This window comes from Xenorhabdus doucetiae (assembly GCF_000968195.1).
GTDB classification, from domain to species: domain Bacteria; phylum Pseudomonadota; class Gammaproteobacteria; order Enterobacterales; family Enterobacteriaceae; genus Xenorhabdus; species Xenorhabdus doucetiae.
In genome coordinates this window covers 3,253,579-3,275,518 of sequence record NZ_FO704550.1, presented here as the reverse complement: position 1 = coordinate 3,275,518, position 21,940 = coordinate 3,253,579, and the positions used below count along the sequence as shown (strand labels likewise).

Here is a 21,940-nt window from a genome sequence, read left to right as displayed (position 1 = left end):
AAGTTTATCTGGAGGTTAACCTCTGTGCAGTTCAGGCACTGCCGGAAGCCATTCTTCGGCCTCTTCGGATAACGCCACGTTATACGAATACCCTTGCTTTGTCCTGACTTTTCGATAGTCCTTCCGGTACTCCTGCATAATCTTGGGGATTGAATCACCAAATTTTGTCAGGGTTAACGGCCGTTCAAATCCGTGCGCTTCCATAAAAGACAAATAGGCATGATAAAGATAAATACGCGGTGCCCGTGGGCTGATATTTTTATTCCCCATCTTCATCCCGATAATATTATCCACGGACACCAGATAACCACAAAAGCGATATAAGGGATCTGAGTGGCATTTCACTGATAACGCTTCGCTGGAATCCCGTTGTGCCTGTAGTAATTTTTTAGCCTTATTCTGGTCGGCAAATTCGGTTAATAAATGGCGAATAATCACCGGCAATTCCCGGCTGATTTTCTCCAGCAATTGTGGATCTTTTTCTGATTCCTTGACCGGAATATTAAACGGGAATATCACCCGCCGCCGTGAAATGCCGCCATTGCGTTCGGTAAAGCTCATCGGTTCGTTATTGGTGGCTAATACCACGGCTTTAATAATCGTGGAAAACTGTTTTTCATATTTCCCGTCAACTTCAATCAGGTCGCCGCCTGTAATGGCCTTAATGCCCGCCCCCTCACCGACATATTTAACCTGATCGGGCAGCGTAATTAAACTCTTACCCACAAATTGATAACGGCCTCTCGCTTCATCCAGCGCTTTCATATTACCACTGGCCGTATTGTGTTCTCCTGCTAATAACGTTGCGATATACGTAAATACACTCTTGCCGCTGCCACCTTCACCAGTGACTTCAATAAATAGCTGCCAGTCATAGCGGTTTGCCAGGATCATAAACAGGGCGGCATTAATACGCGCCATCTTATCTTTATCCTGACCTGCCGAATGAGACAGCCAGCGATAAAAATAAGGCGCATGATCCTGTAAGTTTTCATCTGCGACAGGTTGGGTAAATTCAATGCCGTTATGGTTGATTAACCAATGTGCCGGCTGATGTGGCCTGAATACCTGTTCTGACAAGTCATACACACCGTTACTAAACCCAATTAAATCACGGCGTTGTTCACCAATAACCGGAATTTGTAATTTCATGGCACTGATAGCATTGTTGATCCCATTGGGGCTATAAGGGGTTTCATGCTGATTAAAGATTGCCACCATTGCGCGGAGCAGTTCACTGTCCGGCACCGTCTCCCATGTTGCGCCATTATAGCGATAGACCATTTCACTTTCAGGATTCACCGCCACTTTGCCGTAATATTCTGCAAGCAGTTCCCCGCGTTGACTGGCGGCCATTTGTGCCAGATGGGGACTTTTTTTCTTATTTTCGTGGATCACGGCTGCTTCTGCGTTCACTGCCTTTTTCTCCCCCACCTGATATAGCCCGTGACTGAATGCCTGCTTTGCTGCCTCAATGCCGTGACGCTGGCGATAGTCGTCCCAATCGGCTTTATACTCCGTGGGCGGTAGCGCGACCCAGCCATTAATCGCTTTGGCGGTCTTTTCTGCCGCTATCTTGCCGACGTTCTTCTTGGGTTTGCCGTTTTTGTCCAGCGCTCCCGGTTCGTGCCAATCGTTATCGGCGGCAAGAATGATCTTCGCGTCTGGCCACCGTTCCCTGACCTGTTCGGCCACGTTAGGTAAGTTGCCTTCATCAAGCGCTGCCAGTACCACGCCTTCATGTAACTGACTGATCGTTAACGCCGTTGCATAACCCTCGGTAATGATGCACGTGTCCGGTGTGCCGGTTATCTCAGATACGGGGATAACACTGCCCTTTTTCTGTGAGCCTGCAACAAGTCGTTTTTCACCATTGGGCTTAATAGTTTGCGCACCCGTGATAGTGCCGTTCAGTGTTTGGATGATCAGTAATAAAATCCCCTCTTTCAATAACCGTTGTTTGGGGCATTGCAGCCCTTTTTTCGCCAGATAACCGGATTGCCCAAGCGTGGCTTGAGACAAGAGCCTGTTCACCTTCTCGACTATCGAGGGAGCCTCCGATTTGGGAACCACTTGATTGGCAGGCTTGGGTTTCGGTAAGGGCAGAGCCAGCGCACCCGAAACTAACTTAGCGGCTGCAAAGACTGTGATCCCTTTGGTTCTCGCCACTAAATCCAGCCCGTCACCATGATTCGGCTCATCACACTGGCGACAATGCCAGTCGCCGTTATGGTGATCGTCGATGAAGTGAAAACGGTCAGTTCCCCCACATATCGGACAAGCGCCATGCTTGCCCTTTGCCGGAACCTCAACGCCACAGGCTGGCAACAGACTTTGCCAATGATTCATGGCGGATTTTTTCACGATATGGATAACGTCTATTGGGCGGATTTCTTCATTGTTTTTACGGCTGTTATATCCATATGCAGATGATTGACTCATGGCTTATTCCTCATAAACAGCCGCTTGAAGCGCATGGTAGACTTCCTGATTGATATCACAGGCCAACGCAATCAGGTTATTTAAATCGATAGAACATTCAGACTTGGCTTTTTCAAGAATGACGTAAAATAAGGAGGCCGCGAGCCTTGTATTGTGCATGGCCTGATCCAGTGATATCGGCGCTCTGCGCTCGTACACGCTGACGATTTCAGTATCAACGGTTTCATTATCTGGCACACAAGCACTGCGAATATTTTTGGCGGCTTTCTCCGCACCGCGCAATGTTTTGTATTTGTAGCGGACAGTTTCTTTTTTTATCTCGCCTGTATGCTGATTTGTCGTAGTGACAATGATCTTATACCAATCGCCATTGAAGATGCTTGATTTCTTATCCAAACCCGATCATGCTTGCAATCATGAAAATTCATCTGACACCAGAACAAAAACGTGCCCTCGAATTGATGCATGATACCACTCGTGATAGTCGAGTCTGTGATCGCATCAAGGCCGTGCTTTTGGCGTCAGAGGGCTGGACAGCTCAGATGATTGCTCAGGCCTTACGTATTCATGAAACTACGGTAAGCCGTCACCTAAAAGATTTCATCGCGCAGGAAAAACTCACCCCCGAAAATGGCGGTTCTGAAAGCCATCTCTCTGCCAAACAAACCGCCGATCTGGTTGATTATTTGACGGCAAATTTGCTGCATACGACCGCTCAAATTGTGGATTATGTACGAGCTCGTTGGCAGGTGTCTTTCAGCGTGGGAGGCATGACGAAATGGCTTCACCGACAAGGTTTCAGCTACAAAAAGCCAAAGGGCGTTCCTCATAAATTCGATGCGGATAAGCAGCAACAATTTATTGATGACTACCAGTCTCTGAAAGACCGGGCAGGTCAGAATGAACCTATCCTATTTATTGATGCGGTGCATCCTTCGCAGTCCACAAAGCTCAGCTATGGTTGGATGAAAGCGGGGAAAAATCAGGTAAAAGTGGTCGAAACCACCGGCAGTCGTACCCGTCTCAATCTTCTGGGCGCCCTCAATTTACAACGAATTGAAGACACCGTGATCCGTGAATACCCGAGTATCAATGCCGAAAATATCGCGTATTTTTTCGGCGCTATTAGAGAAACTTACCCACTTTCGCAAAAAATTCATATTATTCTGGATGGGGCGGGTTACCACCGGGCAGAATTGGTGAAAGAGGTGGCATATGTCCTTAATATTGAACTGCATTACCTACCGCCTTACAGCCCAAACCTCAATCCAATAGAGCGATTGTGGAAGTATATGAATGAGCAAGTACGTAACAATGTTTATTTTCCGGATGCGAAGACATTCCGTGAAACCCTTCGTCACTTTTTTCATGTCACTTTGCCAGAAAAAGCGAAAGAACTCACGACTAGACTGACTGACAACTTTCAGATTTTAAAACCTGCATCTTCAAGTTAGATTGGTATAAACATGGCTTACCCCCTGAATGGAGATAAGGCGCATAAGGTGAATATCCACCAGCCGTTGATTGCTTGATGCAATTAGGCATGTAAATTTAAGGCGAGTTTGGGTATGCTGTTGTACAGCCATAATCGTTACCTCAGCTAACGGTTTGGTTAGAAGCCCGGCTAGTGCTACAACACTGTTGGGCTTTGTTATTTTTGAATGCTACAACATTCAAGTGGATTCCAGTATAGGTATTAAATGGATTCCAGTTCAAGTGTTTATTTGTTATTTTTTCTATGTATACTGGATTCCATGTAAAACATGAGAATTCAGATATGACAAGAGACCACATAAATAACAAATCACAAAAGTTACAAGCTAGAGCGCCACATGAAGTTGTCGAAGCTATGGAAGCATTGAAGAAAGAAGGTGAGAGTACAGCACAATTTATCGTCACCGCACTACAAGGTGAGATCAAACGCCGCCAACGCAAAGCCAAGGCATCATCTGAGTAACAACCAACCAATCGACAATAAATCCGGTAGCTTAAATCAACTATGGGGGAAATCCCTATAGTTGCCACAGATAGGAAAATATGAGATATGGTTGACCTTCCACTACGGAAATTAGTAGGTTGGCTAACCTCGTCAACGTTATTGACTTGGTTCACAAACTCTCTTAAGAAGGATAAATTAACGGTTTGTTTTTCCTTGTAAAGCAAATCTGAAATACTCCCAAATTTAATAAATGAGATATCCGCTGAATCGATATTCAAAATATCCCTCTGGCTATTTTCAGAGTGAGCGAGTTCCTGACCGATTAAGGCCATATTTTTAGATGTCATATTTTTACCCTGCCTTAATTAATAGATTTTCGGCTGTACGGGTTATTTACATTGTCTACTGTTGGCGGGTTACGTACCCAGTGCAACAAATCACTGAGCAACCAAGCACAAGAATTGCGGCCTAATGGCTTACGGGCAGGGAAGCGCCCTTCATTTTCCAGTTTCCATGCTGACGTTCTAGAAATAGAGGTAATGTGATGGCGTTCCTTTTCGCGGACAAGGCGATCATAAGGTTCGCCATACTCGGAAAGGATAGAGCGGCGTTCTTCTGGTGTAGGAGAATTATACTGAATGGTCATGTTACCCTCACTGTTTAGTTGTTTTTGTGAGGGTATTTTACTTAATAGAAATTATTACGAAAGAAAGCCACATTTGTTACGTGTATATCACAATTATCATGTTCATCATCAACTTCATTAATTCCCATTATTGAACTGCTTTTAATATAACTACATTTTCATAATTACCCGCCAATACATCCAGTCGCTCGCACCATTTGTTTAAAGCATCTAACTTCTCTGGCAAGTATTGGCTCTTGTTATATATAGCCATAATGCCCGGTAAGGCATGACCTAGAAGCTGTTCTACGATATGTGGCGCTATGCCCATGTCATTTAATTTAGTTGCAAACGTTCGCCTTAAGTCATGCAAAGACCATTCCTCACCATGCTCTAACCTTCTCCATATATTTCTGCCACATTGTGATACAGATTCAGGGCTTTTAAGTTCCCCTAAGAGATAACCACTTTTATGATTTTGGTAAATTAGTTTTTCTAAAAAAGGTTTCAGGCATTCAGGTATTGGACGAATTATCTTATCATCTGATTTGCTATTTTCTTTTGGAACCGTCCATAACATGGAATCAAAATCCCATTCAGACCATTTAGATAACCTAGCTTCTTGTGAGCGACAACCAAATACAATTAAAATCCTCAACAAATTACTATAATAAGGTAAATACATGTTTGTATTTAGAGACTGCCACAGTTGACTAAGTTCATTATCTTCTAAATATCTTTTTCCTTTACTTTGTTTTCTTCCAACATCTGAAATAGTTAAATCATCCAGTGCATTACTGATTGCAAATCTTCTAACACGACAAAATTTTAGTGCTTGCTTGCACATTTGAAGAATATATCCAGCACCAACGGGAGCTGTTTTTTTAGTTCTATCAAAACATTGGAGCCAATAACGAGTTTCACAATCGGCCAATGCCATATTTCCAATGTAAGGGTATATATGCTTCTTTAATTGAGAAACGTGTTTATCAATGTTTTCCCTACTATCTTTTGCGTAGTTTTCTATCCAGTATTCCATAGCTTCTTTTACTGTGACAGGCTTTAGCGATTCCTGCATAGTCAAGTCAAATTGGAGCTTTGGATCTTTACCTGACGCAAGCCAGTTACGACATTTATCCCGCATATCACGAGCCAGTTTGAGACTCATATCAGGATAGCGCCCAATGGTAAGACGGTTTAACTTTTTACCATCAAGTCGGTAGGTAAACACCCAACTAATACCACCAACTTTAGATGCTTTTGCACTCAATCCAGCACCATCAGCAAAAAACTCAATATTATCCCTTTCTTTTCCGTGCAGGTTTTTAAGTTTTTTGTCACTGAGCTTGTTTAGTTCAGCAGCCATGATCACCCAAAATATTTATACAAATGTTTATACATAGTGTGCTGTAAAAATGAGTAAACGTCAATAAACACTGAAACAACACACAGCATGAAATAATTACATCCCATTGATTTATTGGTGTTTTATGAAATATCAAGAAAACACAAAAACATAAAATTATTTTATCTACCATGAAATGATGGCGCATGTCCCCCTGTTTGCCCACGGCCAAGCCAAAAAGGTGTTGATTATTGGCGGCGGTGATGGCGGGATGCTGCGAGAAGTTTGTCGCCATCATTATCTCGACAGTATCACAATGGTAGAAATTGATGCGGGTGTCGTCGAATTCTGCCGCCAATATTTGCCAAATCATCATGCCGGTGCCTATGACGATCCCCGGTTCAAGCTGGTGATTGACAACGGGGTTAATTTTGTCAAAACCACATCTGAAAAATTTGATGTCATCATTTCTGATTGCACCGATCCTGATGGGCCAGGTGAAAGCCTGTTTACCTCTGAATTTTATGCAGGCTGCGCCCGTTGCCTGAACGAAGGGGGGATTTTCGTCGCCCAAAACGGTGTCTGTTTCCTGCAACAGGATGAAGCCGTCAACAGCCATAAAAAGTTGAGTCACTATTTTGTTGACAGCAGCTTTTATCAAGCCGCTATTCCAACCTATTACGGTGGGATCATGACGTTTGCATGGGCAACCCAGAATTCGGCTCTACGTCAGGTGCCTTTGACAACACTGCAACAACGCTTTGAAGATACGGCCATAACCTGCCGTTACTACACGCCAGCCGTACATGCAGGCAGTTTTGCACTACCGCAATACTTACTGAATGCACTATTTGGAAATCCATAATCACCCATTAGCCGGGAGGTGAACTAAATTGCGCAAACTGAAATTGCACGGCTTTAATAATCTTACAAAAAGCTTGAGTTTCTGTATCTATGACATCTGTTATGCAAAAACGAAAGCCGATCGCGACAGTTATATCGCGTACATTGATGAACAGTATAATGCGACCCGCCTGACTGAAATACTCAGTGAAACTTGTTCAATCATTGGTGCAAACATTCTTAATATTGCTCGTCAAGACTATAACCCACAAGGTGCGAGCGTTACCATTCTGATTAGTGAAGAACCCATTGACCCTAAACTGGTGGATAATACAGAGAACCCTGGCCCACTCCCTGATTCTGTTGTCGCCCATTTGGACAAAAGCCATATCTGTGTGCATACTTATCCAGAAAGCCACCCAGATGGCGGTATATGTACCTTTAGGGCAGATATTGAAGTGTCAACCTGCGGTGTTATTTCCCCCCTTAAGACGCTGAATTATCTAATTTATGAATTGGAATCTGACATTGTGACGATGGATTACCGTGTTCGTGGTTTTACCCGAGATATTCATGGAGTAAAACTCTATATTGACCATGAAATTAGTTCCATCCAGAATTATCTGACAGAAGAAATCCAAGCTCAGTATCATATGATCGATGTGAATATTTTTCAGGAAAATCTCTTTCATACCAAAATGATGTTGAAACAATTTGATCTGAATGAGTATTTGTTCAATTCCACAGCCGAAGAATTAAGTGAAACGGAAAAGAGAGAAATCACCCGTTTACTCAAAAAAGAGATACAGGAAATCTATTACGGCCGGAATTTACCTGATCTGTAAATAAATTTACTCGACTTGATCTATTTGACTGGCAGAATATCAATCTGCCAGTCATTCATTTTACTTTCATCCAACTCAAGCATAGTGCGCTTTATTATTTTGACGGCACACCTAACTCAGTACTGGTTGTAATTTCAACACCATAAACGGTTTTTAGATAATCAAGTGCTTCACTATGATCAACCTCTGGTAAAACGCAAACTGCATCAGATAATACGGTGATGCCATAACCTCGGGTAAATGCACTATAGGCGGTATGCCGGACACAGCAATTGGTATGCTGCCCTGTTAAAACAACTTCTGTGACACCGTATTGCCCGAAAACCTCATCCAAATCGGTTCCATCAAAGGCACTATAAAAATGTTTGGGAGAAACAATTTCACGTTCGGAGCCAATAGGAGCCAATGCATCAACCACCTCAGCACCCCACGTTCCTGCCATAGCATGTTTTCCCCAAATGCCCATTTCCCGATCATCTGCATAATGGGCATCATTGGCATACACCACTAACCAATCAGGTTGATTTCTGGCATAGTTAATCACCCGCTGGATCACTGGGATAATTTCCGTTGCCTGCTTTTCATTGGCGAGCACACCTGTTACGAAATCATTCAACATGTCAATTACGATAAGAGCTTTCATCTGTAAGACCTTCTTTATGTTTTATATGCTGTTTTTCCTAAAAATAACAATAGAAAAACAATAAAGTGTATTTGATAATACAACAATATTCTTCCTATATAGAAAAATATTCCACTTTTTTATTAGGAGGAAAGGCCATAATAAAGACCGGCATTATAAAAACGCTTAAATATAATATAATTCATAACCTTATATTTCAACTCATCAATTATTCCAAAGTATTTTATGGATTTATAAACCTAACCTTTGAAAAAAGACTTTACTAATAACCATTAATATTTACTTTAATATGTTAATAAAATTACATCAATCCCATGACAGATTAAATAATGAACATAATTTGAGTGTTTTTTGGTAATGATTTTAGAGGAATAGAAACAGCAATTAAATAATAATAATCAATTGAAACCAGTATAGTTTGACAATTTAAAAATAAAATTTGTTATCTAACTAACAAATTTAGTTTATTTATTTGCATGAATTTTATTTTATGAACATTATGATATCTAAATGAATTCATTATAAAACACCCTACAACATACAATAAAAATGAAGATAAAAATCGCCCTCATTGATGATCATGTTGTTGTCCGTTCAGGCTTTGCCCAATTATTGACACTTGAAGATGACATTATCATCGTTGGTCAATACAGTAGTGCCAATGAAGCATGGCCGGATTTACTCAGAAAAACGATTGATATCGTCATCATGGATATCTCCATGCCCAACGAAAGCGGCCTACAGCTTCTGGCACGGCTTCGCCCCACCTGCCCAAATTTTCGCACAATCATGCTAAGTATTTATGACACTGCCGCACTGGTACAAAGTGCGCTGGATTCAGGTGCACGAGGTTATCTAACGAAATGTTGTGGGCCAGAAGAGTTAATTCAAGCAGTGCGTACTGTCCATAAAGGCGAAATTTACCTCTGTGCTGATGCCTTAAAAGCCCTGCGTCAAAAACCTCAGGAAGTTGTTGCCTTGCAAGCGCTGACCCCAAGAGAAAGAGAAATTTTCTCTCTATTAATTAATGGGAACAGTGTCAAAGCTATTGCTGAACAGCTTGAACTTAGCCATAACACAGTCCATGTCCATCGAACCAGAATCTTAGATAAATTACACTGTAATACCACTATTGATCTCGTTCATTATGCCTTCCAGAATCAAATCATTACGAGTTAATCAATGAATGAAAAATTTCTCTTCATTTTACAATCACTATTTCTCTGTCTATTTTATTCACTGATTTGGATTTCATTATGGGTAATTAGTTTTTATTTTCACAATAGTGGCCTACAGGCAACGTTGTTTTTACCCCAAGGAATACGTTTAGTATTTATGATCTTATTGGGACGACGTTATCTTCCAATCCTGCTGGTTAGCGAAACCAGCATCTTGCTGTGGCTAAAAAGCGAGCAACTCATTATCTACCCAATCATTCTGATCTCCCCATTTATTAGTGTGATAACAGCATTAGCCATTCAAAAGATATGGTGGAATTACTCCCTTTACTGGCAACAGCTTTCTATCCTGTTGGCAGGTGTTATCATTAATAGCCTTTTGCAAATCTTATTCTTGAGTGTTTCATTACCTGATAAAATCAGTTTTATTTTTCTCTCTTCTCTGACTGGAGGCGTCTTACTCTCTCCGTTCGTTTATCTGATTTATGTTTATTTATATGAGAAATATTGGAAAAACCAACATACCAAAGCCGATATATCCGATCCACAATTAAGAACATCTTTGCTGATGTGGTGTTTCCTATTTAGCCTACTGGGAATAAGTGGTCAATATCTTCTATCCTCGGAAATAGAGTGGTTACTGTCAATTTTAGTTTTTATTCCTAATATAGTTATGGCCTATCGCTATGGTTGGCAAGGCGGCGTTCTTTCCGCGTTGCTAGGAAGTTTACTTGTCACTTCTGCCCGCCAATTCAATGGCTCGTTCAGTGAATTACAGGAATTAGAGATTTTTTTAACCACTCAGGCTTTATTAGGGATAGGGCTTGGTATTGCTATCAGTCGCCAACAACAATTAGCCGGTAGCTTAACCTATCAAAAACAGTTGGCAAATAATTTAAACCGCTATCGTGAACGGTTAGAAAAAGAGTTATCAACACGCCATATTTTGATGCAAAAATTAGTTCATACAGAAGAAGATATTCGTAAAAATATTGCTAGAGAGCTTCATGATGCCATTGGGCAAAATATCACTGCCATTCAAATTCAATCCATGCTAATAAAACGGACTTCAACGTTATCATCAGCCCATAAATCTGCCGAACAAATTAAAAATCTCTCTCAACAAATACATCAAACAACGCGTCAACTTCTACGTGAACTGCGCCCACCTGCACTCGACGAAATGTCCCTTGAGCAATCAATTCATCACTTAATCAATGAGTTTGCCTTCGAGGAACAAAACATTCTCTGCCATTTTGATTACCAGCTACTACATACCCCCAGTGATAACACGATTACTCTGACGCTTTACAGGCTGGTTCAAGAGTTACTGAACAACATTAGTAAGCATGCTAACGCCAATCAAATAAATATTACATTGAAGCAAAAAAGGAATTTAATCGTGCTTCAGGTCAGAGATAACGGAATTGGTATCATTGATGATAAAAAAAATACGGGATTTGGGTTAAAAGGCATCGAAGAACGAGTCCGGGCACTGGGGGGTCATTGGAGACTCAATACCCAACAAGGAACCCATGTCATTATCTATTTACCGATAAATACAGACAGGGATAATGAATAGCCAGATATCCTCCACAGGAATACTAAAGCAACAACGACTCATATCTTATTTATGGAGACACTTATGCAAGGCACCAGCCATGAGCAAATATCACAACATTATCGTTATTGGCGAAACCATTTGCTCATGTCAATGATTATAGGCTATGCCGCATTCTACCTAACTCGCAAGAGCTTGAATGTGGTTATGCCAGCCATGCAGTTGGAATTGGCTCTTAATAAGAATGATATTGGCTGGATAACCAGTTTATTTTATCTTGCTTATGGCAGTTCAAAATTTTTTTCTGGCATTTTCCATGATCATACGGGTTATCGCTGGTTTATGGGGGTGGGGTTATTGATGACAGGCATACTGAACATTATTTTTACTTTCTGTTCATCACTGCCCTCCTTACTGTTTGTCTGGACGTTAAATGGCTTTTTTCAAGGATGGGGATGGCCAACATGCGCCCGGCTTCTCATTTATTGGTATTCTCGTAATGAGCGAGGTTTCTGGTGGGGTTGTTGGAACATATCCATTAATATAAGCGGTATTTTTCTTCCTTTATTATCTGCACTCTTAGCAACGCATTATGGTTGGCGCGCCGCATTATTCGTTCCTGGGATAATTAGCATTGTGCTTGGCATTTGGTTATGCCAGAGAATACGAGGAATTCCACAGGATCATGGTTTACCTAGCGTAGGATATTGGCGGCAAGATACTATGGAGTTACGACAAGAACGGTTATCTTCACCAATGCCCATGATGCAAATTCTACAGGAAACCATTTTATTCAACCGTACCATCTGGCTCCTTGGTTTTTCTTACATTCTCGTTTATTTCATTAGGATTGCAATTAATGATTGGGGTAATTTATGGTTATTAGAAAAACATCGGGTTAATTTACTTAATGCTAATGCCACGCTGTCATTATTCGAATTGGGAGGATTATTAGGTGCCCTTTGTTCTGGATGGGGATCTGATTTGTTATTTCGCAGCCAACGTGCCCCCGTGATCCTACTCTTTTCTCTTGGCCTTTTCTTTTCTGTGGCTGCTCTCTGGCTAATTCCCATTAATAATTATGTCCTATTATCTACCTGTATTTTCAGTATCGGCTTTTTTGTTTTTGGCCCGCAGATGTTAATCGGTCTTTCAGCAACGGAGCATTGCCACAAAAAAGCAGCAGCGACTGTAACCGGATATCTAGGATTGTATGCCTATTTTGGTGCTGCAATTGCAGGTTGGCCATTGAGCCGGATCATTGACAGCTATGATTGGGCAGGAATGTTTGCCCTGTTGACGCTTGCCGCTGCTATCATGGGATTACTATTGATGCCAATGTTAATGGCTGATGTCAGTAAAGTGCATAAAACACATTGATAGCATCATTGTCTCTCGTAATGTTAAAGTAGGTAGTGTTCACATAAGTTGAACACTACAAAGTACGGATGAAAGAATAAATATAAGTCTTGTTAAAGGAACAATTTAGTTATCATAAGTTTTACGTAATAAATTGACATTATAAATTACTGTCTTAAATTACTAATGAAAATTAAAACTTCGCCTTGGATTCGCATAGTAAGTGCAATTTCTAAGAAAGGCGGTCAGTTGCTATAGTAGGCATCTTTCTCGCCAAAGGAAAATGCACTATGGCCTATACGCAACTGACCGAAACAGAAAGATACCAGATTTTCGGCTTAAAAGAAGCCGGTTTTACACAACGTTTTATTGCAACGCCGCTTAATCGGGCCCCATCAACAATTAGCCGGGAATTGAGACGAAACCGGGAAGCCGAGAAATATGAACCTGAACAAGCTCAGCGTAAAGCATTAGAACGCCGTCATTCTAAGGTAAAAGCCGTAAAAATCACGCCAGAGATAACAAAGTGGATAAAACAGTTAATTTGGCAAGATTTAAGTCCGGAACAAGTTGTGGGTTATCTCAAGCGGGAAGCGAAAATCTCTTTACATCATGAAACAATTTATCGATTGATTTATAAAGATAAAATAAATGGCGGTGATTTATGGCAACATCTTAGGATAGCGAAAAAACCGTATCGTAAACGCTATGGAAGCCATGAGCACAGAGGAAAAATTAAAAACAGAGTCAGTATTGATAAGCGCCCAAAAATTGTTGATAAAAAGCAGCGTATTGGGGATTGGGAAGGGGATACTATCGTTGGCAAAGATCGTAAAAGTGCCTTATTGACTTTAGTTGAACGAAAATCGTTATTTACGATCATCATTAAACTTGAAGATAAAACAGCAGAAGGTGTTGCCAAAGCGGCGACAAGACATTTATCGATGATAAAACATAAAGTTAAAACAATTACCTTTGATAACGGACTCGAATTTGCCGAACACGAACGGATCGGTAAAAATTTAGAGACAAAAATTTATTTTGCTCATCCGTATTCCCCTTGGGAAAGAGGGATAAATGAGAACATAAATGGATTAATCAGAGATTACTTCCCAAAAGGAACCGATTTTAATAAGGTATCAGAGCGGGAGGTTAACCTTGTGGCAAACCGACTAAATAATCGACCACGTAAGACACGAGATTATAAAACACCGAATGAGTTATTTACAGGAACCCCAACTCATTTACTTCGTTCATTACGGTGTTGCGCTTAATATGCGAATCCAAGCGCATAATTTATTTTAATCAAAAATAAACAACCCACTTAATTATATAAGTAACAAAAAGACAGAGTTAGATTAAATACTTAACTAATTGACTAATAAAAAATGTTACTCACATTACAAATTCATCATTTCGAGTTGAATAAATTATTTTCACTCTTCATTATCTGTTTACAAATATCCAATGATATTTTCACCTTAATTAAAAGCAATAAGAATTTATTTTATTCATTTAAGTAAAAATAAGTAAAAGCCCAACTTATGGACAGTAAGGAAATTATAATGAAATTAAAATTGTTCTCTTCCCTTATCGCTATGGGATTAACTCTTACGGCCATGACCAGCAATACCCAGGCAGCAGGTCGGCTCACTGTTTATTGCAGTGGCACCAATGCGCTATGTGAAACAGAAACACGTGCTTTTAGCGAAAAGTACCATGTCAAAACCACATTTATCCGCAATGGTTCGGGGAGTACATTAGCCAAAATAGAAGCCGAAAAACGCAATCCACAAGCCGATGTATGGTATGGAGGAACCCTCGATCCCCACTCCCAAGCGGGAGAAATGGACCTCCTGCAACCCTATAAATCACCCAATTTAGACCAAATCATGCCTCAGTTCCGTGATCCGGCAAAACGCAAAGGTCATTACACTTCTGCGGTCTATATGGGAATACTGGGTTTTGGTGTGAATACCGAACGTTTAAAAGAGAAAAACCTGCCGATACCAACGTGCTGGAAAGATCTGACAAAACCAGAATATAACGGTGAAATTCAAATTGCCGATCCACAAAGCTCTGGCACATCCTACACCGCATTGGCGACGTTTATCCAACTGTGGGGAGAAAACGAGGCTTTTGATTACCTGAAGAAATTAAACAGTAATATTTCCCAATATACCAAATCTGGCATTGCCCCAGCACGCAATACCGCACGGGGTGAAACGGCGATCGGGATTGGCTTTTTACATGATTATTCAATGGAAGTCGAAAATGGTGCGCCAATGCAGTTAATTGCTCCCTGCGAAGGTACGGGATATGAGATTGGCGGAGTCAGCATCATTAAAAATGCCCGCAATCCAGATAACGCTAAGTTATTTGTTGATTGGGTACTGTCCAAAGAGGCGCAAGAGCTGAGTTGGAAAAAAGCGCAATCCTACCAGATCCTCACCAACACCACAGCAGAAGCCTCTCCCATGACATTAAAACCGGCTGAATTAAAGCTCATCAATTATGACATGGAGAAATATGGTTCCAATGAAGTACGGAAGGAATTGATCAATAAATGGCTCACTGAAGTCAAAATGGGGCAATAAATTCTCTAACCGTCAATAAAGTCTATTAATGCAGCAAGCCATCAATATGCGCTCGCTACCTGATAATACGATTTACATACTCTCATCATACAATTTATTGGGGGAATTATGTCTCACACCCTTACCTTGCAGAAAAAGCAAGGTCGGGATTCTGTTTTCTGGTGGATTATTTTGGCATGGCTGTCCTTTGCCCTGCTGCCATCATGGAGTCTGGATTACGGCCTTTTTGATTCAACACAGGAAGAACTACTGGCAGCTTACGGCTGGCATGGCATCAATATCAGCATATTGTGGTTCTTGCTGCCATCAGTATTGCTATTACGCTCACGATCTTCTGACAACCGCCAGCATAACTATTTTTATGCGGGATATGCCTTGTTATGTGGGCTGTTTATTATCGTCAGCGCAGCACTGGTCGGGCGCGGACTTGGCTATTCCACCGTTATCCTGTTTATCTCATTAGGTGCAGTGATTACCCTTGCCCTGACCCGTCTGGAATGGTTGGGGGGTGACAGCTTTGTTATTGGATCACTGGTCGCGGTTATTGCGTTGATTGGTGTATTTATTCTTTTTCCCAGTATCGCTATTTTTATCCCGATGTTTAGGGATGAATCCGGCCAATTCGCACCATTTGCGTTTATTTCGATACTCGGACAGTCCCATATCCTGAAAATCATTACTCATTCAGTGTTACTTTCCGTAGCCGTTGGTTTGGGGTGCACATTCTTTGGCTTAGTATTGGCGATTTACACCGCCAGAATCGCCAAACGTTCAGCCTTCATTGGCCGAGTATTTTCTATTCTGCCCATTGTAACGCCGCCGTTCGTTGTCGGGTTAGGTGTCACGCTCATGATGGGACGTTCGGGTTATATCACGGAATTTCTGTCTACATGGTTCGGTTTGACCAACACAAACTGGTTATATGGCTTTACCGGAATTTGGATCGCCCAAGTGCTGGCCTTCACGCCAATGGCATTTATGATCTTGGATGGCGCCATCAAGACGATCCATCCTTCTCTCGAAGAAGCGGCTTATACTCTGCGAGCGAATCGTTATCAAACTTTTTTCCATGTTTTTATTCCCTTGTTGAAACCCGCTCTCGCTAACGCCTTTTTGATTGTGATTGTCCAATCTCTGGCCGATTTCAGTAATCCGCTGGTTTTGGGCGGCAACTTTGACGTTCTGGCGACCCAGATTTATTTTTATATCACAGGCTCACAACTCGATTATCAGGCTGCCAGTACGTTAGGGGCGTCGCTACTGGTCTTCTCGCTCTTGGTTTTCTGTGTTCAATATCTTTGGATTGGTAAACGCTCTTATGTCACGGTTTCTGGTAAGTCTTACCGTGGTGATGTACAGCCTTTGCCAGTTTCGCTGGTACGGGGTGTTTGCACTCTGTTGTTTATTTGGGTGGCCTTCAATGTTCTGCTTTATGGCAGCATTTTCTATGGCAGTTTCACCGTCAATTGGGGCGTGGATTACACCCTGACACTGGATAATTTCATTAAACTGTTTGGTCAGGGAATGCGTGATGGTGCATGGCCTTCACTGTTGGATACGCTGCTGTATGCCGGCATCGCTGCCCCTATTACCGCTATATTCGGGCTATTGATTGCCTATATTGTGGTACGCCAGCAATTCCGCGGCAAAAAAGTCATTGAGTTCACGACCATGCTCTGTTTTGCCGTTCCCGGCACGGTGGCAGGGATCTCTTACCTGCTGGCTTTCAATAACGCGCCATTCTATATCACGGGTACAGCATTCATTATCATCATCTCTATGACAATGCGAAATGTGCCTGTTGGCATTCGAGCCGGTATTGCGGGACTTGGGCAAATTGATAAATCGCTGGATGAAGCCTCTCTCAGCCTGCGGGCGGGTTCAATGAGAACCATTTTATATATTCTGCTGCCACTCTTGCGCCCCGCTATCTTATCGGCATTGGTCTACAGCTTTGTCCGTGCCATAACCACAGTCAGTGCCATCGTATTTTTGGTAACGCCGGACACCCGCGTAGCAACGGCCTATACCAATCTAACTTGAAGATGCAGGTTTTAAAATCTGAAAGTTGTCAGTCAGTCTAGTCGTGAGTTCTTTCGCTTTTTCTGGCAAAGTGACATGAAAAAAGTGACGAAGGGTTTCACGGAATGTCTTTGCATCCGGAAAATAAACATTGTTACGTACTTGCTCATTCATATACTTCCACAATCGCTCTATTGGATTGAGGTTTGAGCGGTAAGGCGGTAGGTAATGCAGTTCAATATTAAGGACATATGCCACCTCTTTCACCAATTCTGCGCGTCGGGAACCCGCCCCATCCAGAATAATATGAATTTTTTGCGAAAGTGGGTAAGTTTCTCTAATAGCGCCGAAAAAATACGCGATATTTTCGGCATTGATACTCGGGTATTCACGGATCACGGTGTCTTCAATTCGTTGTAAATTGAGGGCGCCCAGAAGATTGAGACGGGTACGACTGCCGGTGGTTTCGACCACTTTTACCTGATTTTTCCCCGCTTTCATCCAACCATAGCTGAGCTTTGTGGACTGCGAAGGATGCACCGCATCAATAAATAGGATAGGTTCATTCTGACCTGCCCGGTCTTTCAGAGACTGGTAGTCATCAATAAATTGTTGCTGCTTATCCGCATCGAATTTATGAGGAACGCCCTTTGGCTTTTTGTAGCTGAAACCTTGTCGGTGAAGCCATTTCGTCATGCCTCCCACGCTGAAAGACACCTGCCAACGAGCTCGTACATAATCCACAATTTGAGCGGTCGTATGCAGCAAATTTGCCGTCAAATAATCAACCAGATCGGCGGTTTGTTTGGCAGAGAGATGGCTTTCAGAACCGCCATTTTCGGGGGTGAGTTTTTCCTGCGCGATGAAATCTTTTAGGTGACGGCTTACCGTAGTTTCATGAATACGTAAGGCCTGAGCAATCATCTGAGCTGTCCAGCCCTCTGACGCCAAAAGCACGGCCTTGATGCGATCACAGACTCGACTATCACGAGTGGTATCATGCATCAATTCGAGGGCACGTTTTTGTTCTGGTGTCAGATGAATTTTCATGATTGCAAGCATGATCGGGTTTGGATAAGAAATCAAGCATCTTCAATGGCGATTGGTATATATCATGGTGATTGGGGAAAGTGTTCGCAAAGATTTTATGAGTGCCTACGGGTTCCCGACGAAAAATACCCCTTGGTTAGACAACGCGAATGCCACCCTGTTAACCCACTATATTTCTGCGGCGCCATCAACCCAGTTATCACTGACTAACTCACTGGCCATGCGTGAAGCCAATGAAATTCACCTGAATAACAGCATAGTTTCACTGGCGAAAAAAGCGGGATTTGAAACTTATTGGTTGTCCAATCAGGGCATGAAGGGCGGGTTTGACTCTCCGGTCGCGCTGATTGGGCAGCAGGCCGATCATTACACTTTCCTGAAAGAAGGCAGTTCAGACGACCGCCGTTATCTGCCGGATGAAAATTTATTGCCTTATATTCGCAAGGCGTTAGTAAAGGAGGGGCAGAAGAAGAAATTGATTGTGATTCACTTAATGGGATCACACCCACAACCTTGTGCCAGAACGGATGAGAAATACGGTACCTATTTTCATTCCCAAAATATCTCCTGTTATCTCCAGAGCATCCAAAATACGGATAGTTTGTTGGCTGATATTGCAAATATGGCCAATAAAAATCAATTGCACTGGGCAATGCTTTACTTTGCCGATCATGGCTTGTCATTTGTGAATAAAAACACAGGCAGTGAAAATCTGACCCATAGCGATAGTCATAAGCAAAATTATCAAGTTCCATTTATGATTACCGGCTATGACTATGCCATTGAAAATGTTGATCAGAGTAAAGCAGGCAAACATATTATCAATGCTCAACGTAGTGGTTTGAATCTACTGTCTATGTTAGCGACATGGCTGGGCATTGAAGAACCTCGCTTGATATCTCAATGTGATTGGTTTTCTAACCAAGCATGTCAGAACCAACATACCGTGATTTCATTCAGTAACGAGTATCAAGACTTTAATCATCTGAAGGATGACGACATTAACTTCCATTGATGGATGGATTTTTAATGGATGTACTTTCGTTTTTCAACCTATTTAATCAGTGAGTTATCTCACAAAACGGGGGGCAGGTTTTCGGGGGATAAACCACTGATGGGAGGATTTTGACCGCTTAATGCGGGTATTCAACCGCTGGCTCAGATCCTCCCCTCTTATCAGGGAGAGTTTTGTATCATAGCGCAGTGTGGCGAGGAGTATATACCCTACGGGGTGCCGCTTCCTGCCGGCTCTTAGAGGGCTGGTTTATACAGAGGGAAGTAAAATTAAATAATGACTTGCTGTTCGTCTTACTGTGAAAAGGAAGTTTTATGAACAATAATAAATTCTTAAAACATGTCCCCTGGATGATATTGGGGATCATTGGCGCATTTTGTCTTGGCGTTGTTGCGCTGCGCCGGGGAGAACACGTTAGCGCTTTGTGGATCGTTGTCGCTTCCGTCGCGGTTTACTTAGTGGCTTATCGGTATTACAGCCTATATATCGCCACCAAGGTGATGAAGCTGGATGCTACGCGGGCAACGCCTGCCGTTGTCAATAATGACGGTTTGAACTATGTTCCCACCAACAAAAATGTCCTGTTTGGTCACCACTTTGCGGCGATTGCCGGGGCAGGCCCGTTGGTTGGGCCAGTCTTAGCGGCACAGGTGGGTTATCTGCCGGGCACATTGTGGTTATTGGCCGGGGTTGTGCTGGCCGGAGCAGTGCAGGACTTTATGGTGCTGTTTATCTCCTCCCGCCGCAATGGGGCGTCATTGGGTGAGATCGTCAAAGAAGAAATGGGGCGTGTGCCGGGCACCATCGCCCTGTTTGGCTGCTTCTTAATCATGATCATCATTCTGGCGGTACTGGCCTTAATCGTCGTGAAAGCCTTGGCGGAAAGCCCGTGGGGCGTATTTACGGTTTGCTCAACCGTCCCCATTGCGCTTTTCATGGGGATCTACATGCGATATATCCGTCCGGGGCGTGTGGGTGAAGTCTCCGTGATCGGTATCCTGATGCTGATTGCGGCCATTTGGTTTGGGGGTGTGGTCGCCGCCGATCCTTACTGGGGGCCGGCGCTGACGTTCAAAGACACCACCATCACTTATGCGCTGATCGGCTACGCCTTTGTCTCTGCGCTCTTACCTGTGTGGTTGATTCTGGCACCGCGTGATTATCTGGCAACCTTCCTGAAAATTGGGGTGATTGTTGGCCTTGCCGTCGGCATTGTCATCCTGAATCCAGAACTGAAAATGCCCGCCGTCACCCAATATATTGATGGTACAGGGCCGGTTTGGAAAGGAACCCTGTTCCCATTCCTGTTCATTACTATCGCCTGCGGTGCGGTATCTGGTTTCCATGCGTTGATCGCTTCGGGAACGACACCTAAACTGCTGGCCAATGAAAAAGATGCCCGTTTCATTGGTTATGGTGCGATGTTGATGGAGTCGTTTGTCGCGATCATGGCATTGGTGGCTGCCTCCATCATTGAACCGGGTCTGTATTTTGCGATGAATACCCCGCCGGCCGCATTAGGTATCACCATGCCTGACCTGCATAACTTGGGAACTGCCGAAGCACCGATGATTATGGATTCGTTGAAAGAGGTGACGATCCACGCGGCAGCGACGGTCAGTTCCTGGGGCTTTGTCATTTCGCCGGATCAAATTCTGCAAACGGCAAAAGACATTGGTGAACCTTCGGTGCTGAACCGTGCAGGGGGAGCGCCAACGCTGGCTGTGGGGATTGCCCACGTATTCCATCAGATCATACCTGCGGCAGACATGGGCTTCTGGTATCACTTCGGTATTCTGTTTGAAGCGCTGTTTATCCTGACTGCGCTGGATGCGGGGACACGCTCCGGCCGTTTTATGTTGCAAGATCTGTTGGGTAACTTTGTTCCCTTCCTGAAAAAAACCGATTCCCTGATTGCGGGCATCATTGGTACGGCCGGTTGTGTCGGCCTGTGGGGTTATTTGCTCTATCAAGGCGTGGTTGATCCATTGGGCGGCGTCAAGAGCTTGTGGCCGCTGTTTGGTATCTCTAACCAGATGTTGGCAGCCGTTGCATTGGTATTGGGTACGGTGGTACTGATCAAGATGAAACGCAGCCAATATATTTGGGTCACGGTGATCCCGGCGGTTTGGTTGTTGATTTGTACGACATGGGCGCTGGGGCTGAAATTATTCAGTGACAACCCGCGGCTTGAAGGTTTCTTCTTCCTGGCGAAAGAGTACAAGCAACGGATTGCAGAAGGCGGCGCAGAATTGACGGCGGCACAAATCAGTAACATGAACCATATTGTTGTGAACAATTACACCAACGCAGGTTTAAGCATTCTGTTCCTGGTGGTGGTGTACAGCATCATTATTTATGGTATTAAGACCGCGATCAAAGCGAGTAAAAACCCTGAGCGTACCGATAATGAAACCCCTTATGTTCCGGTGCCAGAAGGTGGGGTGAAAGTCTCTTCTACGCACTGATGCGATAC

General features: G+C 43.0%; 16 protein-coding genes and 2 pseudogenes. 12 read left to right on the top strand and 6 right to left on the bottom strand.

Translation table 11 applies throughout. From position 1 onward, the window contains the following. Window positions 1-15: 15 nt before the first annotated feature. Window positions 16-2,349 (bottom strand): primase-like DNA-binding domain-containing protein, encoded by a 2,334-nt coding sequence (locus XDD1_RS14220; protein WP_045973647.1) that lies wholly within the window; start codon window positions 2,347-2,349, stop codon window positions 16-18. A 96-nt stretch (window positions 2,350-2,445) separates the two neighbouring features. Next, on the bottom strand, window positions 2,446-2,838 hold the full coding sequence (locus XDD1_RS14215; RefSeq protein WP_231854414.1) for a hypothetical protein: 393 nt from the start codon (window positions 2,836-2,838) through the stop codon (window positions 2,446-2,448). Between the two features lie 20 nt (window positions 2,839-2,858). Here XDD1_RS14215 and XDD1_RS14210 point away from each other — a divergent pair, with 20 nt between their 5' ends. Together XDD1_RS14210 and XDD1_RS20065 are read left to right on the top strand one after the other, a co-directional pair. Further along, window positions 2,859-3,896: an IS630 family transposase gene (locus XDD1_RS14210; protein WP_045968390.1), complete on the top strand. Its 1,038-nt coding sequence runs from the start codon at window positions 2,859-2,861 to the stop codon at window positions 3,894-3,896. Window positions 3,897-4,219: 323 nt separating this feature from the next. Then, window positions 4,220-4,399, top strand: a complete 180-nt coding sequence (locus XDD1_RS20065; protein WP_045972176.1) for a YlcI/YnfO family protein — start codon at window positions 4,220-4,222, stop codon at window positions 4,397-4,399. Window positions 4,400-4,742: 343 nt separating this feature from the next. On the opposite strand, the gene XDD1_RS14200 is transcribed toward XDD1_RS20065, so the two are convergent. Continuing rightward, window positions 4,743-5,027 carry a helix-turn-helix transcriptional regulator gene (locus XDD1_RS14200; protein WP_045972174.1) on the bottom strand — a complete coding sequence of 95 codons (285 nt, stop codon included), beginning with the start codon at window positions 5,025-5,027 and terminating at the stop codon, window positions 4,743-4,745. A gap of 127 nt (window positions 5,028-5,154) precedes the next feature. After that, a complete protein-coding gene (locus tag XDD1_RS14195) occupies window positions 5,155-6,372 on the bottom strand; it encodes a tyrosine-type recombinase/integrase (RefSeq protein ID WP_045972172.1) in 1,218 nt (405 codons plus the stop codon). Between the two features lie 160 nt (window positions 6,373-6,532). Between XDD1_RS14195 and speE the strand changes: the two are divergent. Both speE and speD read left to right on the top strand, forming a co-directional pair. Then, window positions 6,533-7,216: pseudogene (gene speE / locus XDD1_RS14190) on the top strand (polyamine aminopropyltransferase); the annotation flags it as partial. Window positions 7,217-7,244: 28 nt separating this feature from the next. Continuing rightward, the gene (speD, locus tag XDD1_RS14185) at window positions 7,245-8,039 is read left to right on the top strand and encodes an adenosylmethionine decarboxylase (protein WP_045972169.1); all 795 of its coding nucleotides are present in this window, start codon (window positions 7,245-7,247) and stop codon (window positions 8,037-8,039) included. A gap of 94 nt (window positions 8,040-8,133) precedes the next feature. Here the strand turns inward: speD and XDD1_RS14180 are convergent, their stop codons facing one another. Further along, window positions 8,134-8,682, bottom strand: coding sequence for a cysteine hydrolase family protein (locus tag XDD1_RS14180; protein WP_071827282.1), 549 nt, complete (start codon window positions 8,680-8,682; stop codon window positions 8,134-8,136). 549 nt (window positions 8,683-9,231) lie between these two features. Here XDD1_RS14180 and XDD1_RS14175 point away from each other — a divergent pair. The 6 genes and pseudogenes from XDD1_RS14175 to XDD1_RS14150 form a co-directional block, all read left to right on the top strand. Continuing rightward, complete coding sequence (locus tag XDD1_RS14175; RefSeq protein WP_045972167.1) at window positions 9,232-9,861, top strand: response regulator transcription factor; 630 nt, start codon at window positions 9,232-9,234, stop codon at window positions 9,859-9,861. Window positions 9,862-9,864: 3 nt separating this feature from the next. Further along, window positions 9,865-11,442, top strand: a complete 1,578-nt coding sequence (locus XDD1_RS14170) for an MASE1 domain-containing sensor histidine kinase (RefSeq protein ID WP_045972165.1) — start codon at window positions 9,865-9,867, stop codon at window positions 11,440-11,442. 63 nt (window positions 11,443-11,505) lie between these two features. After that, the gene (gene uhpC / locus XDD1_RS14165) at window positions 11,506-12,801 is read left to right on the top strand and encodes an MFS transporter family glucose-6-phosphate receptor UhpC (protein ID WP_045972163.1); all 1,296 of its coding nucleotides are present in this window, start codon (window positions 11,506-11,508) and stop codon (window positions 12,799-12,801) included. 269 nt (window positions 12,802-13,070) lie between these two features. Beyond that, window positions 13,071-14,054 carry an IS30 family transposase gene (locus XDD1_RS14160; protein WP_045972161.1) on the top strand — a complete coding sequence of 328 codons (984 nt, stop codon included), beginning with the start codon at window positions 13,071-13,073 and terminating at the stop codon, window positions 14,052-14,054. 291 nt (window positions 14,055-14,345) lie between these two features. Beyond that, entirely contained in the window at window positions 14,346-15,377 is a 1,032-nt protein-coding gene (locus tag XDD1_RS14155) for an ABC transporter substrate-binding protein (protein WP_045972159.1), read from the top strand. A 108-nt stretch (window positions 15,378-15,485) separates the two neighbouring features. Then, a pseudogene (locus tag XDD1_RS14150) lies at window positions 15,486-17,405 on the top strand (ABC transporter permease); the annotation flags it as partial. 6 nt (window positions 17,406-17,411) lie between these two features. Here the strand turns inward: XDD1_RS14150 and XDD1_RS14145 are convergent. Further along, a complete protein-coding gene (locus tag XDD1_RS14145; protein WP_045973637.1) occupies window positions 17,412-18,449 on the bottom strand; it encodes an IS630 family transposase in 1,038 nt (345 codons plus the stop codon). Between the two features lie 64 nt (window positions 18,450-18,513). Between XDD1_RS14145 and XDD1_RS14140 the strand changes: the two genes are divergently transcribed. Then, a complete protein-coding gene (locus XDD1_RS14140) occupies window positions 18,514-19,464 on the top strand; it encodes a phosphoethanolamine transferase (protein WP_052705722.1) in 951 nt (316 codons plus the stop codon). 314 nt (window positions 19,465-19,778) lie between these two features. After that, entirely contained in the window at window positions 19,779-21,932 is a 2,154-nt protein-coding gene (locus XDD1_RS14135) for a carbon starvation CstA family protein (protein ID WP_045972157.1), read from the top strand. Window positions 21,933-21,940: the final 8 nt, after the last annotated feature.